The 20295-nt window shown below is 71.2% G+C and carries 14 protein-coding genes; 5 read left to right on the top strand and 9 right to left on the bottom strand.

The window, feature by feature from the left end:
- Positions 1-11: 11 nt before the first annotated feature.
- Together ACZ4TR_RS41825 and ACZ4TR_RS41820 are read right to left on the bottom strand one after the other, a co-directional pair.
- Positions 12-1943, bottom strand: coding sequence for a S53 family peptidase (locus tag ACZ4TR_RS41825; protein ID WP_465293715.1), 1932 nt, complete (start codon positions 1941-1943; stop codon positions 12-14).
- A gap of 303 nt (positions 1944-2246) precedes the next feature.
- Entirely contained in the window at positions 2247-3389 is a 1143-nt protein-coding gene (locus tag ACZ4TR_RS41820; RefSeq protein WP_465293713.1) for an ROK family transcriptional regulator, read from the bottom strand.
- Between the two features lie 58 nt (positions 3390-3447).
- Between ACZ4TR_RS41820 and ACZ4TR_RS41815 the strand changes: the two genes are divergently transcribed.
- On the top strand, positions 3448-4686 hold the full coding sequence (locus tag ACZ4TR_RS41815) for an amylo-alpha-1,6-glucosidase (protein WP_465293711.1): 1239 nt from the start codon (positions 3448-3450) through the stop codon (positions 4684-4686).
- Here the strand turns inward: ACZ4TR_RS41815 and ACZ4TR_RS41810 are convergent.
- From ACZ4TR_RS41810 to ACZ4TR_RS41795, 4 genes are all read right to left on the bottom strand, one after another.
- Complete coding sequence (locus ACZ4TR_RS41810; protein WP_465293709.1) at positions 4665-5249, bottom strand: discoidin domain-containing protein; 585 nt, start codon at positions 5247-5249, stop codon at positions 4665-4667. The genes ACZ4TR_RS41815 and ACZ4TR_RS41810 overlap by 22 nt on opposite strands.
- A 302-nt stretch (positions 5250-5551) precedes the next feature.
- Complete coding sequence (locus ACZ4TR_RS41805; RefSeq protein ID WP_364513460.1) at positions 5552-6178, bottom strand: TetR family transcriptional regulator; 627 nt, start codon at positions 6176-6178, stop codon at positions 5552-5554.
- 24 nt (positions 6179-6202) lie between these two features.
- Entirely contained in the window at positions 6203-7774 is a 1572-nt protein-coding gene (locus tag ACZ4TR_RS41800) for an alkaline phosphatase D family protein (protein ID WP_465293707.1), read from the bottom strand.
- A 35-nt stretch (positions 7775-7809) separates the two neighbouring features.
- On the bottom strand, positions 7810-8466 hold the full coding sequence (locus tag ACZ4TR_RS41795; RefSeq protein ID WP_465293705.1) for an SH3 domain-containing protein: 657 nt from the start codon (positions 8464-8466) through the stop codon (positions 7810-7812).
- Positions 8467-8576: 110 nt separating this feature from the next.
- Here ACZ4TR_RS41795 and ACZ4TR_RS41790 point away from each other — a divergent pair, with 110 nt between their 5' ends.
- From ACZ4TR_RS41790 to ACZ4TR_RS41775, 4 genes are all read left to right on the top strand, one after another.
- Positions 8577-11510 carry an AfsR/SARP family transcriptional regulator gene (locus tag ACZ4TR_RS41790; RefSeq protein ID WP_465293703.1) on the top strand — a complete coding sequence of 978 codons (2934 nt, stop codon included), beginning with the start codon at positions 8577-8579 and terminating at the stop codon, positions 11508-11510.
- Between the two features lie 78 nt (positions 11511-11588).
- The gene (locus ACZ4TR_RS41785) at positions 11589-12803 is read left to right on the top strand and encodes a hypothetical protein (RefSeq protein ID WP_465293701.1); all 1215 of its coding nucleotides are present in this window, start codon (positions 11589-11591) and stop codon (positions 12801-12803) included.
- A 505-nt stretch (positions 12804-13308) separates the two neighbouring features.
- Positions 13309-14544 carry a glycoside hydrolase family protein gene (locus ACZ4TR_RS41780; protein WP_465293699.1) on the top strand — a complete coding sequence of 412 codons (1236 nt, stop codon included), beginning with the start codon at positions 13309-13311 and terminating at the stop codon, positions 14542-14544.
- Positions 14545-14776: 232 nt separating this feature from the next.
- Entirely contained in the window at positions 14777-15793 is a 1017-nt protein-coding gene (locus tag ACZ4TR_RS41775; protein ID WP_465293697.1) for an autoinducer 2 ABC transporter substrate-binding protein, read from the top strand.
- Here ACZ4TR_RS41775 and ACZ4TR_RS41770 read toward each other — a convergent pair.
- The 3 genes from ACZ4TR_RS41770 to ACZ4TR_RS41760 form a co-directional block, all read right to left on the bottom strand.
- The gene (locus ACZ4TR_RS41770; protein ID WP_465293695.1) at positions 15790-17355 is read right to left on the bottom strand and encodes an esterase-like activity of phytase family protein; all 1566 of its coding nucleotides are present in this window, start codon (positions 17353-17355) and stop codon (positions 15790-15792) included. The genes ACZ4TR_RS41775 and ACZ4TR_RS41770 overlap by 4 nt on opposite strands.
- A gap of 397 nt (positions 17356-17752) precedes the next feature.
- Positions 17753-19054: a DUF6923 family protein gene (locus ACZ4TR_RS41765; RefSeq protein WP_465293693.1), complete on the bottom strand. Its 1302-nt coding sequence runs from the start codon at positions 19052-19054 to the stop codon at positions 17753-17755.
- Entirely contained in the window at positions 19051-19815 is a 765-nt protein-coding gene (locus ACZ4TR_RS41760) for a bestrophin-like domain (protein WP_465293691.1), read from the bottom strand. The genes ACZ4TR_RS41765 and ACZ4TR_RS41760 overlap by 4 nt, the downstream gene beginning before the upstream one ends.
- Positions 19816-20295 lie beyond the last annotated feature (480 nt).

Genomic DNA, 20295 nt, shown 5'->3' with positions numbered 1-20295 from the left:
GGACCTTGCTGCTAGACGAGCAACAGGAACAGCAGCCCGTTGGGCGTGCCGAGACCCGTCACGTCGTCGTAGCCCGGGGTCGTGTGGATCGTCAGACCCTGGTAGTCGAGCGTGCGCACCGAGGTGAGCAGGCCGTCCGAAGCGTCGACCGAGTTCGCGTAGTCGACGCGCTCCACCGCGGCATCCACGTGCTTCACGTCGCTGATCGCCGCGGTGCGGGAGGTCAGCTTGTAGATCACGGGGTTGATGAAGCCGTGGTGGAAGTGGTCGAAGCTGTCGGCCACCGCCATGATGCCGGCGAACACCGGCGACGCGAGGCTCGTGCCGCCGATCCGGTATTGGTCGTAGTAGGCGCCGTCCGGGAAGGTCTGCGTCTGGCCGACCAGGAAGCCGGTGTTCGGGTCGCCGACCGCGGAGATGTCCGGGACGACCCGGCCCTTCTTGTGGCCGACCTGGTTCTTGGTCGACAGCGCGTCCGGCACGACGCCCTTCTGGTAGAAGGGCTGCTCGAACAGGCGGCTGGTGCCGCCACCGGAACCGCTGGTGTAGGCGGCCGGGCCGTAGACGCCGTTGGTCAGCGTCGACTTGCTGGTCTCCCAGCCGGTCTCGAAGATCCGCTTGCCGTCCTTGCCGATCGCGATGGACGTGCCGCCGACCGCGGTGATCCACGGCGCCGAGGCGGAGAAGTCCGGCGACGGCGTGCCGAGGCGCGCGACCTCGTCACCGTTGTCACCCGAGGAGAAGTAGACGCCGATGCCCTCGAGCACCGCCTGCAGCGAGATCTGGTTGAACACCTTGACCTCGTCGGCCGGGATGTCCTCGCCGGTGTCGCCGTAGGAGTTCGACACGATGTCGGCCTTGTGGCCGGCGATCACGTAGTTCAGCGCCACGTCGAGGGCGTTGTCCTCGCAGGACTCCCCGCCGACGTACAGGATGTCCGCGCCCGGTGCGAGACCGTGGGCGGCCTCGACGTCGAGCGTCTCCTCGCCGTACCAGCCCGCCGCGTCACACTGGTCCGGCGGCTCGAGGACCGGGTTCGCCGGGAAGACGTGCTGCTTGAACTGGCTCTGCTTCAGCGGGTGCTGCGGGTCGTTCTTCTTCGCGTAGGTGCTCGCGTCGGCGTAGATGGTCGGCGAGGCGAACGCGTCGACGATGGCGATCGTGGTGCCCTTGCCGTCCGCGCCGACCTTGTCGACGCCGTAGGCCGACCGCAGCTGCGCCGGGGTGTAGCCGCACGGGGCGTAGGGCAGGTGCTGGCCGTTGTAGGCGGGGTCGGTGGTGTCGACCTTCTCGCCGTAGTAGGCGCTGCACGGCCGCGCGTTGCGGAAGCCGGGGCCGGGCGCGACGTCGGACGGCGTCCCGGAACCGGTGGCGTGGTCCGGCTTGAACAGGTTGGTCGCCTGGTCGACGCCGACGACACCGAGGACGTCGGCCGCCAGGTTCGCGGGCACCGACAGGTTCTTGTCGGCGGCGCGGAGGGTCTGGCCCTTGACCTTGTACTTGCCCAGCTTGACGCCGAACGCGTTCTGCGTCTGGCCGGCGGTGCCGGTGGCCTCGACGTAGGCGCGGTTCGACGGGACGTCACCGATGCTGAACCCGCTGCCGGTCAGCCACGACTTGACGGCGTTCACCGTCGCGTCGCCGGCGGCGAACCGGTCCCGCACCTGCTCGGGGCTGAGGTACTGCCGGTAGGTCTTGCTGTCCGGATCGGACACGGCCTGCGCCAGCGCCTCGGCGCCGGCGTTGTCGCGCTGGTTCAGGTAGACCCGGAAGCTCAGCTTGGACGCGGGCGCCGTGTCGGCGACCTTCGCCTGCGCGTTCGCCCACAACGGGTGCGACTGCGGAATGTCCTGACGCCCCTGCGCGGACGCCGTCGCCGGCAGGGCGCCGGTCAGGCCGCCCACCACCGCGAGCGAAAGGAGCAGGGTGGAGCTTCTTCGCACAGAAATCTCCCTCTTCGAAAGCGGCCCCCAGGAAATGGGCCTGGAACACCGGACGAGACTAGATCGGTGTTCCGCTCGCGGGGAAGTACTTGCGGAACCGTTATCTGGTCGCGAATTCACGGGTCCCGGCGCGTGGTACGGAAATCCGATTTGTCGCTCGGATTACGCGAGGATTAATACCCGATGAGAGGTAAGTCCGGTTCGTGCCCGTATTGCGGAACACGCGAGCTGGTCGGCCACCACCTACGAAAGTCGGTTGCTCCGTCCACTCGGGACAGTCCGCCGGTGACGGCAGTTCGGCCGTCAGGCGCGCGCTTCGAGCCGCCGGTCCACCGCCGCGGGCGCGAACTCGGCCTCGACGACCATCGCCACCGCCCCGGCGAGCGCTTCGCCGCGGCCGCCGATTTCGACGCGCAGGTTGCGCGTCGAGCGGGGCAGTGCGCGCCGGTAGAGCACTTCGCGGACACCGGCCACGAAATGCGGCTCGGCGAGGTCGCCGGCGATCACCAGCACGCCCGGGTTGACCACGCAGACCAGCGTCGCGAGTACCTCCCCCACCTCGCGGCCGGCCTCCTCGGCGAGCCGCACCGCCGCCGGTTCGCCCGCCAGGATCCGCTCACGGACGCCCGAACCCGACGTCGTCGGCAGGCCCAGCTCCGTCAGCCGGGCGGCCAGCGCACCGCCGCCGGCGACCGCCGCCAGGCAGCCGAGCGAGCCGCACAGGCAGCGCGCGTCCGGGTGCCCCGGCAGCCGGACGTGCCCGATGTCGCCCGCCCCGCCGTCGATACCGCGGTACACCTCGCCGCCGATCACCATGCCGGCGCCGATCCCGGTGGACGCCTTGACCACGACCAGCGCGGCCGTGTCCGGGTACCGGGCGCGGTGCTCGCCCAGCGCCATCAGGTTCGCGTCGTTGTCGACCAGCACCGGGGCGCCGAAGCGGACCCCGAGGTGGGCGTCGATCGGGTAGCCGTCCCAGCCGGGCATGATCGGCGGCTGCGTGACGCGGCCGCGCCCGGGCTCGACCGGGCCCGGCACGGAAATCCCCACCCCGCACACCGGCCGGTCCACCCCGGCCAGCATCTCCCCGAACCACTCCGCGATCCGGCCGAGCACCGGCTCCGGCCCGTCGGCGACGCGCAGGTCGCCCGCGCGGTGGGCCAGCCGGCGTCCCGCCAGGTCGGTGAGCGCGGCCTCGGCGTGCATCGTGTCGACGCTCGCGGCGAGGACGACGGCGTGCCGCTCGTCGAACCGCAGCTGCCGGGCCGGGCGGCCGCCGGTCGAATCCTCCTGGCCGCCCTCGGCCAGCAGGCCCGCCCCCTGGAGCCGGTCCAGCCGCGCGGTGAGCGTCGTGCGGGACAGCCCGCTGCGCGTGAGCAGGGCTTTGCGTGTGGTCGCCTGCCCGGTCCTGACCAGCTGCAACAGCTCGCCGGCGCTGGTCGTCATCGCCCTCCCTCGGACTTCTGTCCATTGACAATACACAAGTCGGAGATAGATTGGACATATGGACGTAACATGGGGACGGGCCGCGGCTGTCCTGGACGGCAACTGGCTCGGCTCGTCGACCGTGCCGTCGCGCTCGCTCTACCCGCACCAGTGGAGCTGGGACTCGGCGTTCATCGCACTCGGCCTGCGGCACCTGTCCCCCGCGCGAGCGCGTCGCGAACTGCTGACGCTGTTCTCCGCGCAGTGGCGCGACGGCCGCGTCCCGCACATCCTCTTCAACCCCGGCACCCCGCCCGAGGCGTACTTCCCGGGCCCGGACTTCTGGCGCGCGCGGCGGACGTCGGGGCTGGTCCAGCCGCCGGTGCACGCGCGGGCGGTGCTGGCGGTGCACGAGACCGAGCCCGATCGCACGTTCCTCGCCACGCTGTACCCGAAGCTGCGGGCCTGGCACGAGTACCTGCGGGTGTCGCGGGACGCCGGCGGGCGCGGGCTGGCGGCGATCGTGCACCCGTGGGAGTCCGGGATGGACAACAGCCCGGCCTGGGACGGCCCGCTCGCCCGCGTCACGCCGTCGGCCGGGTTCGTCCGCCGCGACCTGCAGCACGGCGACGCCGCCGACCGGCCGAGCGACGAGGACTACGGCCGGTACGTCCGGCTCGCCGCGGACTACCGCGACCGGGGCTACCAGGACTTCGGCGACTTCGTCGTGGAGGACCCCGGCTTCAACGCGATCCTGGCCGACGCCGAACTGGCGCTGGCCGAGATCGCCGATGAGCTGGGCCTGCCCGCGGCCGCCGCCACGCACCGCGAGTCCGCGGCGCGCGTCGCGAAGGCAATGCAGGAAACGTTGTGGGACAAGGACTTCTTCTTCGCCCGCGACGTCCGGACCGGCTCGCTGACCCGCGCACACACGTGCGCGGGCCTGCTGCCGCTGCTGCTGCCGGACCTGGCCGCCGCCCCGGCCCTGCTGGCGACGGCCACCGGGCCCCGGTTCCGGCTCGGGCGCGGGCACGGCATCCCGAGCCACGACCTGACCGCACCGGACTTCGACCCGGGCCGCTACTGGCGCGGCCCGTCGTGGGCCAACGTCGGCTGGCTGGTCCGCCAGGGGCTGCTGCGCCACGGCGAGCACGCGCTGGCCGGCCACCTGCGTGACGACCTCGTCTCGACGGCCGCGCGGACGGACTTCGCGGAGTACGTCGACCCGCTGACCGGGGCCGGACACGGTGCCCGGTCGTTCGGCTGGACCGCGGCGCTGACCCTGGACCTCCTCGCTCAGCCCGCCGCCGTCGCGTAGTCCGAGCCCAGCCAGGTCTCGTCGATGCGGAGCCGCCTGTAGCGCGTGCTGTCGCTCGATGCCGCGTACGTGCTTGTCAGGCGGAGGCGGACGTACCTGGCCGTCACCGCGGTAAGGTCGACGAACTGGACGCCGCGGTGACTCGGGAGCGTGCCGGACTTCACCGCGCTGCCCCAGTTCTTGCCGTCGCCCGACACGAACACCTGGTACGCCTTGATGCGCGCGGACTGTTCGGTGTCCGACCGGGCGTAGCTGACCGAGTCCTCCCGCTGGTTGACGCCGAGGTAAAGGACCTTCTTCGCCGACCCGAGGTCGTAGTCGAGGGTGACCGGGAGAGTCTTGTTGCTGTCGAAGTACGTCAGGTAATCGCCGTCGCTCGCCGCCTGTCCACTGTGGTCACTCGCGGACGCGCTCGCCTTGAGTGTCACCGTCTTCGGGTCGTACGTGCCCGTGCGGTTCCCTGACGTGAAACGGACGGTGCCGCCGGGCGCGGAGGTGGCGACGCCGGAACCGGCCACTACCAGTCCCACGACCGCGCAGGAGATCAGCAGGAATCTTTTCACCGTGAACCGCCTTTGTCATGAATCGAGAAACGCTCGGCATGACGGCGGAACACTCAGCGTACGAGTCCCGCTAGCGGGGTGTCAAGATCGCCGGAAAAGCCCGACGGCACCGTAACCCGGGGGACCCGCGCCACCCCCAGTGGGACGCGGGTCCCCCCGGCGTTCGTGTGGACGGAAAGCGGTGGGGACACCGGGCGGACACCGGTGTCCTTTCGGGATTTTCGCAGTCTACCTTCGAGGAGCCCGCCGAAAACGTGCGTTCGTCATGGTCCGGACCATGAATCCGGCATGATCCGGGCGGCTCAAGCGAATCCTACGCCGGACGTCAGCAGGTGGAACGCCCGTTCGGCCGCCGCGACGGCCTCCGGGTGCCGCCGGGCCGCGGTGACGCCGGCCGCGACCGCGTCCATGTTCGCCGTGGCCAGCGTCCGGCGGACGGCCGCGATCTGCGCGGCGGCCAGCCCGGCGTCGAGGGCCGGGACACCGGCCTCGGCGAGCGCCTCGGCCAGCGCCGCCTCCCCCGCGGACGTGAACTCGGCCAGCCGCGCCACCAGCGCCGGCGTGCCGGTGACCAGCCGGAACACCTCGAGCACCGCGGGCTCGTCGCAGAGGCCCGTGACCGGCGACCGCTCTTCGAGCCCCCGCAGGAACGCCTCCCGCAGCGCCGACAGGGCGCCCTGCCCGGGCCGCCGGGCGCGGACGACGTCCGCCGCGTCGGTCTCGTGGTCGGCGAACCGGTGCAGCACCAGGTCCTCCTTCGTCGGGAAGTAGGCGAAGAGGGTCCGCTTGGACACCTCGGCCACCCGCGCCACCTCGGCGACCCCGACGGCGTCGAACCCGCGCTCGGTGAAGAGCCCGATGGCCGCCGTCGAGATCGCCGCCCGCGTGCGGAGCTTCTTGCGCTCGCGCAGGCCCAGTTCTTCGGTCACGTCACTCAGCGTAGCGCCCCGGTGTCAGGCCTTCTGCAGGCCAGGCCGTCCTGCTTGCACTACGTAGCTGACGTCGTTCTTGATCACGACCGACGCCGGGTCGTAGACGCTCGTGTCGGAGGTGGTCATGAAGTCCGCCCGCATCTGCGCCGGCGTGGTCGTGACGCGGACGTACCCGCGCTCGCCCTTGCAGTACTTGACGTGCGGGTTGTTCGCCAGCCAGGCCGCGCTCGGCGGGCTCGCGGTGTCGCTGTTGCTGGTCACCGACGTCGTGACCAGCTCCGAGCCGATGAGCGGGTCGCTGTGGTCGAAGTAGTCGAGCCGCAGGTCGGCGGCCCAGTGCCGGTGGACGTCGCCGGTGAGCACGACCGGGTTGGCGACCTTCCGGTCGACCCAGCCCTGCTGGATCCGGTTCCGGGAGGCCTCGTAGCCCTGCCAGGAGTCGGGGCTTTCGCAGGTGGCCTTGTTGCCGTCGCCGTCCCGCGTGGCGAAGAAGACCTGCTGGCCGAGGAAGTCCCAGGTGGCCGGGTGCGACTCGAACTGCTTGAGCAGCCAGGCTTCCTCCGTGCTGCCGAGGATGCTGCGCGAGGTGCTGCGCATGTCCGTGCAGGACGGGCCGGCGTCGCCGGACGGGTCGGCGACCTGGGCGTTGCGGTACTGGCGCGTGTCGAGCATGTGGAACCGGGCCAGGTTGCCCCAGACGAACTGCCGGTACAGCTGGATCGACGAGCCGTTCGGCTTCGCGGTCGAGCGGATCGGGGTGTGCTCGTAGAACGCCTGGAACCCGGCGGCCTTGCGCACGGCGGGCGCGGGCGAGGTGGTGCCGTTCCAGTTGTTCATGACCTCGTGGTCGTCGAAGACGACGATCCACGGCGCGATCGCGTGCGCGGCCTGCAGGTCGGCGTCGGTCTTGTGCTGCCCGTGGCGGGCGCGGTAGAGCGCGAGCGTGGTCGCGTCGTCGGCGACGGCGAGGCTGCGCGGGTTGCGCTCCGCCGCGGCGCGGCCCGACTTCTTCTCGTAGATGTAGTCGCCGAGGAACAGCACCAGGTCCGGATCGTCGGCCACGACGCCCTTGTACGCGTGGTAGTAGCCCTCCTCCCAGTGCTGGCAGGAGGTGAAGCAGTACTTGAGCTGGTTGACCGTGGCCCCGGCGGCGGGCGCGGTGCGCGTGCGGCCGACCGGCGAGATGTAGCCGGAGCTCTTGAAGCGGTAGAAGTACTCGCGCGCCGGCTGCAGGCCCACCGGTTCGATGTGGACGCTGTGCGCGGACGCGCGGACCGCGTTCACCGAGCCGTTCTGCACGATCGAGGTGAACGCCTCGTCGTTCGCGATCTCCCATTCGACCGCGTAGGTGGCGTCCGGCATGCCGCCGTAGCCGTCGGCGTTGAGCGGCGCGGGCGCGAGTCTCGTCCAGAGCACCACGCTGTCGGGAAGCGGATCGCCGGAGGCGACGCCGAGCTGGAAGGGGTCGTGGACGGCGGGGGCGGCCGCCGTGGTGCGGGCGTTCGCCCAGGACGGCAGCGCCGCCGACGCCGCGGTGGCGGTGACCGCGGCGAGCCCGCCGAGCAGGACCTTGCGCCGGTTGACCTGAACCATGTCGGAAATGCCTTTCGGGGGAAGGGGAGCCGCGGTCAGGCCGCGAAGTCGGTGATGCCGTCGGAGCAGGACTTCAGGTCCGGTTTGGCGGTCGTGTAGTTGGCGACGCAGACCTTGTAGAACACCCAGCCGCCGTGCGGGACCGTGACGGCCTTGTCGACCTTCGTGCCCTCGCCGGTGGAGTTCCAGACGTAGAACGGCCCGGCGCCGCCCTTGAGCCAGTACGCGACGACGGCGGAGTAGCCGTCGGCGTCCGTGTCGTAGACCAGGAAGTGCGAGTCGGACGAGCGGTACTGCCCTTCGCCCGCGCAGGCGTCGGCGCACTGGCCGCTGCCCGAGCCGACGCCGCAGTCGGGCGCGATCCGCTGGTCCGAACCGGTGTAGACGTAGGTGTCCGAGATGTACCCGCCGAGCGCGGGCACGTAGTCCCACAACGTGCTCGTGCCGTAGGTCCCGGTCACCGAGGAACCGGTGATCTGGCAGTCGATGGTGACCGACGCGCCGTTCGCGACGGTCTTGACGGCCGTGGCTCCCGCGGTGGGTGCCCGGCGGACGTTGAGCGGGTCGCCGGCGGTCTTGACGGTGCCGGTCGCCGCGGCGGACGCCTCGATCGCGCCACCCACCGCGAGCGCGCCGACCGTCGCGAGGACGATCACTGATCCGGCCATCCGCCGGAGGTTCGAACGCTTCATGGCGGGAGCGTGACCCCGGCTCGTACACGACGCGTACAAAGCGTCCCGGCGTGCGCAGACACTCCGAATGGATCTAGCCCGCGAGGTCGGACGCGCCCTAGCATCCGGCTATGGGGGAACTCATCGGGCAGGTTGAGGCCACCTCGCTTACCATCCGCGTCCTCGGTCCGCTGGAGGTCACCGCTTCCGGACGGGTGATCCCGCTCGGCGGTCCGAAGCCCCGGCTGCTGCTGGCCGCGCTGGCGCTGCAGCCGAACGTCGTCGTGTCCGCCGACGTGCTGGTCGAGGTGCTGTGGCCGGAATCGGCCCCGCGCTCGGCCGCGGCGAACATCCGCACGTACGTCCATTCGCTGCGCAGACGCTTCGCCGAGACCGATCCCGGCCTCGGCGACCGGATCAGCAGCCGGGCCTCCGGCTACCTGCTGACCGCGTCGCCGGAAGAACTGGACCACCTCGCGTTCACGGCCTTGGCCGGTGAGGCGCGCGAAGCGTTCGATCGAGGCGACGCCGAAAGCGCTCTCAAGCTGCTCGATCGCGCCGAAGCGCTGTGGCGCGGCGAAGTCCTCGAAGGACTCCCGCACGACCACAGCTGGGGCGCGAGCGTCGCCCGGCTCGCCGAACTCCGCCTGTCGGTGCAGGAACAGCGCCTGCGGGCGCGGATCGACCTCGGCCGCGGCGGCGAGGCCGTCGCCGAACTCCGCGGCCTGGTCACCGAACACCCGCTGCGCGAAGAGCTCTGGGCACAGCTGATCGTCGCGCTGCGCGCCGCCGGCCGGACCGCGGACGCCGTCGAGGCGTACGAATCGGCCGAGCGGGTGCTGCGCGAGGAGCTCGGCGCCGAACCGGGCGCCCGGCTGCGGGAGCTGCGCGCGACGCTCGTGACCGAAAGCGTGCCCGCCGGGCGCCCGGCGGAGTTCGTCCCGGTCTGCCAGCTGCCGCTCGACCTGCCGGACTTCACCGGCCGCGACGACGTCATCCGCGAGGTCGTCGGCCTGATGCGCGAGCGCGCGGACTCGGGGACGCCCGCGGTGGTCGTGCTCTCCGGCGCCCCCGGCGTCGGGAAGTCGGCGGTCGCCGTCCGGGTCGCGCACGCCGTGCGCGACGACTTCCCCGACGGCCAGCTGCACGTCGACCTGGCCGGCACGTCGTCGTCACCGCGGGCACCGATGGGCGTGCTCGCGGAACTGCTGCGGGCGCTGGGCATCCCGGACGCCGGCCTGCCGCGGGAACCGGCCGAACGCTCGGCGCTGCTGCGCTCGCGGCTGGCCGGGCGCCGGATGTGCATCGTGCTCGACGACGCCGGCAGCGCCGCCCAGGTCCGGCCGCTGCTGCCCGGGGCCGGCGCGTGCGCGGTGCTGGTGACCAGCCGGCTGCGGCTGCCCGGGCTCCCCGGGGCGACGCCGGTCGACGTCGACCTCCTGCCCGAGGCCGAAGCCGCGCGGCTGCTGCGGGGCATCGTCGGCGCCGAGCGGGTGGCCGCCGAACCGGAGAGCGCCGCGGCGATCCTGCGTCAGTGCGGGCACCTGCCGCTGGCGATCCGGGTGGCCGGCGCGAAGCTGACGAACCGGCCGGGCTGGACGCTGCGGCTGCTGGCCGACCGGCTGCGCGACGAGCGCCGCCGGCTCGACGAGCTGCGCGTCGGCGATCTCGCCGTCCGCGCGAGCGTGACGCTGTCCTACGACCTGCTGCCGATGTCGGCGGCCACGGCGTTCCGCGGGCTCGGGCTGCTCGGGCCGGTGCAGTTCCCGGCGTGGGCGGTCGCGGCCGTGCTGGGCCGCCGTGAGGCGGAGGACGTCCTCGACGTGCTGGTCGACGGCCACCTCGTCGAGCTCGTCGGGTCCGATTCGGCCGGGCAGCCGCGCTACCGGCTTCACGACCTCTTGCGCGTGTACGCGGTGGAGCTGGCGGAGCAGAGTGACGCGGCGAAGACGCGCGCGGCGCTTCGGCGTGTTCTCGAGGGGTACCTGGCGCTGGCACTCGAAGCCGCGCGCCGGATGCCGCTGCACTTCTTCGGCATGTACTGCGACGAGGAGCTGCCGCGGCCGGCGGTGCCCGCGCACGTGCTGCCGGACGACCCCGCGGTGTGGTTCGCCGCCGAACGGCACACGAGCGTCGCGGCGGTTTCGCTGGCCGCCGAGCACGGCTTCGACGACCTGGCCTGGCAGCTGGCGTCGGCGTTGACGCCGTACTTCGACCTGCGCGGGCACCAGGACGACTGGCACAGCACGCACACGATCGCCCTGGCGGCGGCCCGCCGGACGGGTTCGCTGCGCGCGGAGGCGATCGTGCAGCGCAACCTCGGCCAGTACCTGCTCTACCAGGACGAGTACGCCGGTTCGCGGGTGGCGTTCGCCGAGTCGAAGGCCCTGTTCGAGCGGGTCGGCGACGCGCAGGGCGTGGCGATCGCGCTGACCGGGCTGGCCACGATCCTGCGCATCAACGGCGAAGACGGCCTGGCGCTCGACCACTGTCACGAGGCGCTGAAGCTGTTCGCGGAGGAAGGCGACCCGAACGGCGAAGCGGTGGCTCGTCTCGGCGCGGGCGCGGTCTGGATGTCGCGCGGCTGCTACGCGGCGGCGAAGCGCTGGTTCACCGACGCGCTGGAACTGTCGGCGGCGATCGGCGACCGCCACCGCGAGGCGCACGCGTACAAGCGGCTGGGGTTGCTGTTCCAGCACCAGGGCAACCTGGCCGCGGCCCGCGAGCACGTCGACCAGGCGATCGCGATCTTCACCGAACTGGGTGACGACCACTGTGTCGGTTATGCCAACCAGAACCTCGGGGAGCTGTGCCTGCACAGCGGCGATTTCGCACACGCTCAGCTGCTGCTGGTGAACTCGCTTTCGGTGCACCGCCGGAACGGTGACCGGCGGTCGGAAGCGGAGGTGTCCCAGCTGCTCGGTGAGCTGCACCGGGCGTTGTCGCAGCCGGAACGGTCCCGGGACTACTCGGAGCGCGCGCTGGCGATCTGGCGCGAGCTTTCGTCGCGGCCGCCGGAGCCCGTGACCTCGGTGGAGGAGCCGCCGCACATCGCTTCCGCCTGATGCTTGTACGGATCATGTACGCCGCCCCGCCAGTCTTTCGCCACGTTCGAGTGAACGAGTGCGAGAGGAGAACCGGGGATGATCCGGATCAAGAAAGCCGGCCGCGTGACCGCGGCGGTTCTGGCCGCCGGGGCGGTGACGGCGCTGGCCGGAGCCCCCGCCGAGGCCGCCATCAACACCACCTGGACCGCCGATCTGTCCACCGTGGACACTGATGACGTCAATGTCGCCGCCGCCGGCGGAACGCTGACGCTGGCCGACGCCGCCTGGCACAGAACCGCGCGGGTGGTGGCCGGCAGCGAAGGCAGCCTCATCACCGCCGAGCACGCGCTGGCCACGCCGGCCAACCGCGTCAGCGCGGACCTGACCGCCGACGCGCCGAAGGGCACCAGCGTCGAGGTCGACGTCCGCGGCCGGACCGGCGCGGACGACTGGACCGAGTGGACGCCCGCGGGCATCACGTTCAAGACGACGGTCAGCTCCGTGCAGGTGCGCGTCAGCCTGCACAGCACCACCGACGGCGTCCGCCCGTCGGTCCGCGGCGTCGCGCTCAGCGCGGACAGCGCTCCGCAGGTCAACGCGCTGGCCGCGACGACGCCGCTGACCTACAAGGTGTACGGCACCCGCGAAGGGCTCGTCGGCGGCACCACCGCCAACGGCCACCAGATCGTCAGCCACGACCACTTCGTCTCGTTCCCGTCGGGCAAGTCCGTGTCCCCCAAGGGCACCGGCAACTACACCGCGAAGGTGTGCCGCACCGACGGCAGCAAGTGCGAGTACGCGCCGGTGTGGGAGATCGGCCCGTGGAACGAGCGCGACGACTACTGGAACCCGGCGTCGGTCCGGTCGGAGTTCAAGGACCTTCCGCAGGGCACGCCCGAAGCGCAGGCCGCGTACCTGCAGGGCTACAACGGCAAGAAGGACGACTCCGGCCGCACGGTCCAGAACCCGGCGGGCATCGACCTCGCCGACGGCGTGTTCTGGGACGGCCTCGGCATGTCGGACAACGGCTACGTGAACGTCACGTACCTGTGGACCGGCACCGGCCCGACGGGCACGGTGAAGACCGCGGGCGACCCGATGAACGTCCGGGCGAGCGCGAGCACCTCGGCGGCGATCAAGGGCATCGCAGCGAACTACGCCAAGGTGAACATCGAGTGCTACGTCCTGGGCGACAGCGTCACCGGCACGTTCGGCACGAGCACGATCTGGGACCGGATCGGCCCGGGCAACTACGTGTCGGACACGTACCTGCAGACGGGTTCCGACGAACCGGTCGCGCCCCTGTGCTGACCAGCGGCTCGAGTGAGCCCCGAGGTTCGCGTGGTTGACTGCCCTCACCCCCGCGAAAAAAGCGAAGGCCCGGCGTCCCCCGCCGGGCCTTCGCCCTTTCCCGCGCCCCACCCGGATCCACCGACAGGCGTGGGTTGAAGGGCGCCTTCACCGCATGTGACGTTGCGGCCCAGGGTCGTGGGAGGGCGCTGGCAGCGGATCCGGGCCCGATGCAGTGAATGACTCATTCCTGGCGCCTGGCGCCAGGAATGAGTCATTCACTGCGATCACAGCGCTCGGCGTTCGGATCGCGGGGCCGGACGCCGGGCTGCTGAACGCAACTTCGCCGGGACCCCGACACCGGACGCGGGGAAAGAGCCGTTCATGACATCCCTGCCGATATCCCGGCGAGCGGGACATCAATTCACAACCGTGAACAACTATCCGCCGGGTGTACAAGCGCCACTCCGTTGTGAAAAACTTCCGGGCACCTGGAACATTTCCCCACACGGAATGGCGGGCACCTGTGAGCGTTACCCGGAGAACCCTGCTGACCACCGCGGCCGGCGCCGCGGTGGCGGCGAGCGCCAGCACCTCCACGGCCGCGGCCGCAAGCACTTCAACCCCCCTTGACCAGGCATCCGTCACCCGGACGCTCCGCCAAGCGGCCGACTACGCGGTGGCCAAGCTCCGCGCGGTCGCCCCCGGCGTCACCGCGTTTCCGGTCGGCACGAAGTTCGAGAAATGGACCTATTCGCAGAATGGCGACTGGGTCGGCGGATTCTGGCCCGGCCAGTTGTGGCTGGCCTGGCTGTACAGCGGCGACGAACAATTCAAGACCCTCGCCCTGGCGTCCGCGGAGAAACTCGCGCCGCGCCAGAACGACACCGGTACGCACGATCTCGGTTTCCTCTTCTACCCGTCGTGGGTGACCGCGTGGCGGCTCACCGGGGACGACAAGTGGCGGGCCGGCGCGGTGCAGGCCGCGTCGTCGCTGATCAAGCGATACAACCCGGCCGGGAGGTTCATCCGCGCCTGGGGTGCGCTGAGCGACCCGAAGGACGCGGGCCGCGTCATCATGGACACGATGATGAACCTCGATCTGCTGGCCTTCGCGAGCAAGCAGACGGGCGATCCGCGGTACCTCGAAATCGCCGTGGCGCACGCGAAGACCGCGCAGGAGAACTTCGTCCGCCCGGACGGGTCGACCCCGCACGTCTTCGACTTCGACCCGGTCACCGGCGCGCCGGTCGGGCCCGGCACCGTGCAGGGCTACAGCCCGGCGTCGTGCTGGTCGCGCGGGCAGGCGTGGGGCGTCTACGGGTTCACGACGATCCACCGCCGCACCGGTGACGCCGAGTTCCTGGCCACCGCCCGGAAACTCGCGGACTTCGCGCTGGCCCACCTGACGCCCGACCACGTGCCGGTGTGGGACTACCTCGCGCCGCAGGCCCCGAACGACATCAAGGACGCCTCCGCCGGCGTCATCATGGCCTGCGGTCTGCTCGACCTCGCGGAGATCACCCACCGTTCGCAGTACCGGGACAGCGCGCTGCGCATCCTCTCGGCGATCTCGCAGACGTGTCTCACGACGAAGTCCACCCGGGCCGAGGCGAGCGTCGCGCGCTGCACCCGCAACCGGCCGGCCGAGGACGGCATCGAGGTGTCGCTCCCCTACGCCGACTACTACCTGCTGGAAGGCATCCTGCGGGTGCTCGACCGGCAGAAGGTGGACCGCGCCGTCGACCTCTCCGGCGTCTGACGCAGGCGCCAAGGGAGGCCGCCACCTCCCTCGGTGACTTTTAGTCACATGACAATTACTTTCGGTGGTCGATACCGCCGACCAGGCGAATCCCGCCAGAAACCCACGGAGTAGAACTCGCTTCCGTAACCCTTTGCGCACATCCCGTTGACCACCGTTACGCGGAGCCCTACCTTCCCCTTTGGTCTCCACCATGCGCAGACCGTTCGAAAGTCCTGAGGAATGGGTGGGGATGCGAGGGCCGACGAAGACGTCCCGGCTGGTCGCGACGCTGCTGCTGGGTGCGGCGCTCGCGCTCGGCGGCTGCTCGGAACAGCTGGGCAGCGCCCCCGCGCCGACTGCGACGCGGATCGCGTTCGTGCCCAAGATCGACGGCATCCCGTACTTCCAGGCGATGAACGCCGGCGGCCTCGAAGCGGCGAAGCAGCTGGGCGTGCAATGGTCCACGGTCGGCCCGAAGACCGTCGACCCCGCCGCGCAGGTCACCATCATGCGCCAGCTCATCGCGCAGAAGTTCGACGTCATCGTCGTCGCGCCGAACGACCCCGCCGCGCTCGCCCCGGCCATCGCGGAGGCGCGGGCGAAGGGCATCCACGTGCTCACATCGGACACCGACGCGCCCGGCACGCAACGCGAGGTGTTCGTCAACCAGGCCAGCGCCGAGGGCATCGGCGCCGCGCTCACCGACGCGCTGATGAAGCGGACCGGCGGCACCGGCAAGTACGCGATCGTCTCGTGCGGCCCGGCCGCGGCGAACCTCAACACCTGGATCTCGGTCCAGAAGGAGTACACGGCCACGCACTACCCGAAGGCGCAGGTCGTCGAGACCGTGTACGCGGGTGAGGACCAGGACACCGCGGCGAACCTGGCCAAGCAGCTGATGACCCGCCACCCGGACCTCACCGGCCTGGTCGGCGAGTGCACGACTTCCGCGCCCGGCGTCGCGAAGGCGGTCCGCGAACAGCAGAAGATCGGACAGGTGTTCACCGTCGGTGTCGGGACGCCGCAGTCGATCAAGCCGTTCCTGCTCGACGGCTCGTGCTCGGAGTCGGTGCTGTGGAACGTCGAGTCGCTCGGCTGGCTGACCGCGTGGACGGCGAAGCAGGTCGCCGACGGCAAGCCGCTGAGCGCGTTCAACAAGGTGAGCCTGGAGTTGCCGGCGGTGAAGTACGACGCCGCGTCGAAGACCGTCCTGCTGGGCGATCCACTGCTCATCACCGCCGACAACGTCGACCAGTTCAAGTACTAGCGCACGTCGATCGTCACCGTCGCGGTGCTCGTCGCCGCCGGGAGCTTCGTCGTGTCGACCACGAGGTACTCGCCGTCGTCCTGGCGGCCGTCCGGCAGCGTCTTCGGGTGCAGCGCGTACGGCGGCGCCGCGTTCGTCACGCCGTCGATGCCGAAGTCGTTGTCGTTGCCGATCACGACCGTGCGGCCGCCATCGGTCGTCGCGACGCCCTCGACCTTGTCGTGCCCGAAGAAGCCGCCGCTCGGGTCCAGGCCGGTGACCAGGGCGCCGAGGTCGAGGTACAGCTTCTTGGCCACCGGCCGGATCCCGGCGGCGGCGAGCTCCTTCGTCGCCTCGGCCGTGGTGTCCTTACCGACGTAGGCGTCGATGCTCTTCCCGCCGACGAGCAGGCCGCCCCTGAGCGCGTCGTACCCCGCGGCCCGCGGGCCGACGTCGGTGGCACCGGCCAGGTCGATTTCGTAGAGCTTCTTGTACGCGCCGGGCTCCATCTTGCCGTCGCGCTCGTCCACCAGGAAGCGCGTCGCCGAGAGCGCGGTGATCTCGCTGACCGCGGTGCCGGTGGTGTCCGGGTCGTCGAGCAGGTAGAGGTACTCGTGCGTGGCGCGGGTGCGCAAGTCGACGGTGACGATCCGCAGCGTGGTGACGTTGCCCGGCTTCTTCGTCAGGTCCGGCTGCTGCAGCGCCGACTGCATGACGCCGACGAGCGTCCGGCCGTCCGGGGTCAGCGCGAGGCCTTCCATGCCCTTGTTGGGCACGCGGTACTTGAGCTCGGCGGGCAGCGAGCCGTCGAAGGGTGAAAGCCGCTCGAGCGCGCGGCCGTCGCGGCCGAAGTGGGTGAGGAAGGGGCCGTACTCGTCAGAGACCCAGAAGGTACCGTCCTGCTGCGCGACGAGGCCTTCGGAGTCGTAACCGTTCGCCGACTTCGGCAGGACGTTCCCGGCCAGGTCGACGATCTTCTCGCCGGTGTCGGCGAGCGGGCTGACCTGGCCGTTGTAGGGGGTGCCGTCCTGGGCGCGCAACGGGACGGTCTTCTCCAGCACGGCCTTCCCGGCGCGGAGCCGGAACTTCCCGATGGCGGGGGTGAACGCCGGTAGCGGCTCGATCTTGCCGCCATCGGGGGCGTCGACGTTCGGGCCGCGGTCGGTGAGGCCGTAGAACTCGTCCTTTTCGCCGGGTACGGGGGTGAGCGCGGAGCCGTACGCGCCACCCTTGAGCTGGACACCGCCGATGGTGGCGAGGGGTTTCAGGCTGGTCGGGTAGAGCTTGACGGCGTCGGAAACGGTGTAGGTGAAGGAATCCCGGCCGGTGAAGCCGGGCGCGGGGGTGTAGCGGAGGGTGCCGTCGGCGGCGAGGTCGACGTTCCCGTGCGCGGCGGCGGTGTGCCGGACGACGGCGGTGCCGCGGTCGTTGCCCAGCAGACCGGCGGTCAGGGTCCGCCCGGCGTGGGTGCGGAGGTGGTCGTCCGCGGCCCGTGGCCCGTGGTCGTGCGCTTCCGCCGGACCGGCGGCCAGCGGCAGTGCCAGCACCCCGGCGACCAGGGCCGGCGTTACTGAACCGACCAAAAGCAGGCCGGCCCTCGAGCGGTAAGTGCCATTGCCACGAAAGCCATCCGGCCGTGACTGTGGTCGGTTCGGTAACCAACGGCGCAGTACCCGCTTCATCCCGTTTCTCCTTCTCCGGCGCGTGGACCGCGCCGGAGAGGGAGTCTTCGTGGCCGAAGTGGACGGGGGGTTGGCTTCGAGGAGGCCGGGGCGTCAACGGTGGCGCCGGAGGGTGTGGCGGTCGCCTCGCCCGGGCGGATCGGCGGTTGCCCGCCCGAGCAGATCGCCTCGGCGGGGTCGGGGCGATCCCGGCCAAGCTGCGGCGCGACGGCCCAACCCTGCGGTCAGCGGGTCTGCCGCGGCTGGTCGTGAGTGGGAAACCGGGTCAGAACACTGTTTCCCACTCACGACCCGGGGGTCAGCGGTGCCGGCGGCCGTGGGCCACCGCTGCGCCGCCGCCCAGGACCAGGATCAGCGCCGTCAGGCCCCAGCGGCGTTTCTCCTGCGTCTTCACCGCCGTGCCCTCGACCACCGGCTCCGGCTTCTCCGTCGGCTGGGCGTGCCGCTTCGACGGGGGCGGGGCCGGGGGCGGCTCCACAGCTCTCGGCGTGGGCGTGACCACCGGGGCCGCGGTAGGTGCCGGGGTCGGGGCCGGCGCCACCGCCTGCTCGACCGGTAGCGGCCGCGGCGGTGGCGGAGGCTCCGGTGTGGTCGGCGTCGTCGAAGGTGGTGGCGGCGAATTCGGAGGTATCGACGGAGGCGGAGACGAATTCGGCGGCACGGAAGGAGCCGGGGATTCCGAGGTGGTCGTGGGAGGAGGCGGGAGCGGCGGAGGCGGCGCGGCCTCGGCGATGCACCCGGCCGCGTCCCCGCTCACCAGCGCCGGTCCGGTCGACACTTCCACCGCCGGGCCCGAACCGTCCCGCGGCAACCGGTACGTCACGCTCCGGTGCCCGTCCCGGTTCGCGGTCGCGTAGATCGCTTCCGGCCCCAGCACCACCGACCCGTACGCGCCCCCGCGCGGGAAGCGCAGCCCCGGCACCACCGCGACCTTCCCCGTCGACGGGTCCAGCGTCACCACCGAATCGTCCCCGCGCGACGTCGTCGACACCCCGTACAACAGGCCCGACGCCGAGTCGTACGCGAAGTCGTCCACCCCCACCGCGAGCGACACCGGCCGCAACGGCGTCCGGCGCACCACCCGCACGTAGTCCGCGGACGCCGGGTCGATGTCCACTGTGTACAGATCGCTGTCCTGCCGCACGTACCAGCGGTTCCCGGCGATCGCGCCCGCCGTCGCTCCGGTGACCTGGCTCCACACCGGACGCTGCGCGCCCGCGCGGCCGACCACGCCGAGGTCCGTCACCGTGCCCGACGCGTCGATGCGCACCGCGTGCGCACCGTGCTCGTACCGGCCGCGGCGCGTCCCGTCGGCGACGCCGTACACCACGCCCTGCGCGGCGGAGTACCCCATCGCGTTGATCCAGTATCCCACCTGGGTCAGGCGTTTCGTCGCGCCGTCGGGCAGGGACAGCAGCCGCAACGTCGTCGGCGCGCCGTCGCGTTCGTTCTCCGCCTGCAGGATCGTGCAGGTCTCCTGGGCCTGGGCCGCCGGACGGCGAGACGACGCGGGCGCGAGCCAGCCCGTCGCCGCCAGCACGGCCGAGACCGCCGCGGCCACGCCGAGCATCGCCGCCCAGCGGGCCCTCTTGCCGGTCAAGCCAGCCTTTCCAGCGCGCCCGTGAACGCCTCCGGCGAGATCCTCGCGCCCCCGCTGAACGGGTTCTGCAGCTGGTAGATGGCGAACAGCAGCAACGTGATCGTGCCGGCCAGGGTGGAGACGATGATGACGTGCGCGGCCAGCCGCGTGCCGCCGAACAGGTTGGGCAGCAGGACCGCCGTGATCAGGCTGCCGAGGATCAGCGCGAACCAGACGACCGCCCCGACCCCGCCGCCGCCCGCGTTGTTCAGCCGCTGGGTGCGGGCCTGGTAGACCGCCCAGAGCTGGTTGCTCGCCTCGGTCTTGCGGTCGATCTGCCAGTCGCCGTCGACCTCGGCGGCCGCGACGGCCTGGCGCATCTGGTCCAGCTGCGTCCAGCCCGTGGCCGGGATTTCACCGCCGTCGCTCAGGCGTGGCCACTCCTGCTGCTCGACGGTCCGCGCGTACGCGACCGCGAGCTGGTGCACGCGGTCCTTCGTTTCGGCCGGCAGTGCGTCGGCCGCCCACGTCGCCGCGATCAGGCTGTCCGCTTCGGTCTGCGCGTCCTGGGTCGCGCCGCCGACCGAGTCGAACAGCGAGATGAGGACGAACGCGACCAGCACGGCGTGCAGCCCGCCGACGATGGTGAACACCTGACCCGCCGCGTCGTTGTTGTCCGGCCGTCCCTCGTCCCAGCCGAAGCGACGCACCAGGTACGCGATCACGCCCCCGACGAGGGCCGCGCCGGCCACCCAGAGCCCGCCGGCCACGAAGATGTTCATCCACGTCCTTTCCCATGAGACGGATTCACCGCCGGATCGCCCAAGTTAGCCACCCATTTCCGAGCGGACAACCGATCATTGTTCGATTCATCCGAGTGGCCTCACCCAGGCCGCGACCATAGCCGGTTCGGCGCAGTTCACCGACGCCGGGGCACCCGTACCACTCCCCACCGCGACGACGGATTCCCCTTACGAGCCAGGAATTTTCCCGACCGGGTGACGACTTGGAACAGCGGGTGATGTCCAGGGCGGCACAATGTCCGAAATGGTCGAGCGTCGAACAGGTGGTTCTCCGTCGGGACCCGATCGTGTCATTGTGCACGCGGAGGCCGTTGCTATGTTGATTTTCGTTGCCAGTCCTGGGCAATCCCGGCCTACGAAATGAATTGGGTGGTTCTCGCTGTGACTGTCACCGACCCGGTGGACACCGACCAGGCACCGCTGAGCCTCGGACGGGCCGCGGCCCGCACCCTGGCCACG

This window comes from Amycolatopsis sp. NPDC028719 (assembly GCF_055565395.1).
The sequence above is the reverse complement of the archived record's forward strand: the minus strand, read 5'-3'. Positions and strand labels throughout refer to the sequence as shown.

Coding starts and splice junctions, on each gene's coding strand:
- ACZ4TR_RS41820 (WP_465293713.1), bottom strand. CDS start 3,389: ATGACGACCAGCGCCGGCGAGCTGTTGCAGCTGGTCAGGACCGGGCAG.
- ACZ4TR_RS41815 (WP_465293711.1), top strand. CDS start 3,448: ATGGACGTAACATGGGGACGGGCCGCGGCTGTCCTGGACGGCAACTGG.
- ACZ4TR_RS41800 (WP_465293707.1), bottom strand. CDS start 7,774: ATGGTTCAGGTCAACCGGCGCAAGGTCCTGCTCGGCGGGCTCGCCGCG.
- ACZ4TR_RS41795 (WP_465293705.1), bottom strand. CDS start 8,466: ATGAAGCGTTCGAACCTCCGGCGGATGGCCGGATCAGTGATCGTCCTC.
- ACZ4TR_RS41790 (WP_465293703.1), top strand. CDS start 8,577: ATGGGGGAACTCATCGGGCAGGTTGAGGCCACCTCGCTTACCATCCGC.
- ACZ4TR_RS41785 (WP_465293701.1), top strand. CDS start 11,589: ATGATCCGGATCAAGAAAGCCGGCCGCGTGACCGCGGCGGTTCTGGCC.
- ACZ4TR_RS41775 (WP_465293697.1), top strand. CDS start 14,777: ATGCGAGGGCCGACGAAGACGTCCCGGCTGGTCGCGACGCTGCTGCTG.
- ACZ4TR_RS41760 (WP_465293691.1), bottom strand. CDS start 19,815: ATGAACATCTTCGTGGCCGGCGGGCTCTGGGTGGCCGGCGCGGCCCTC.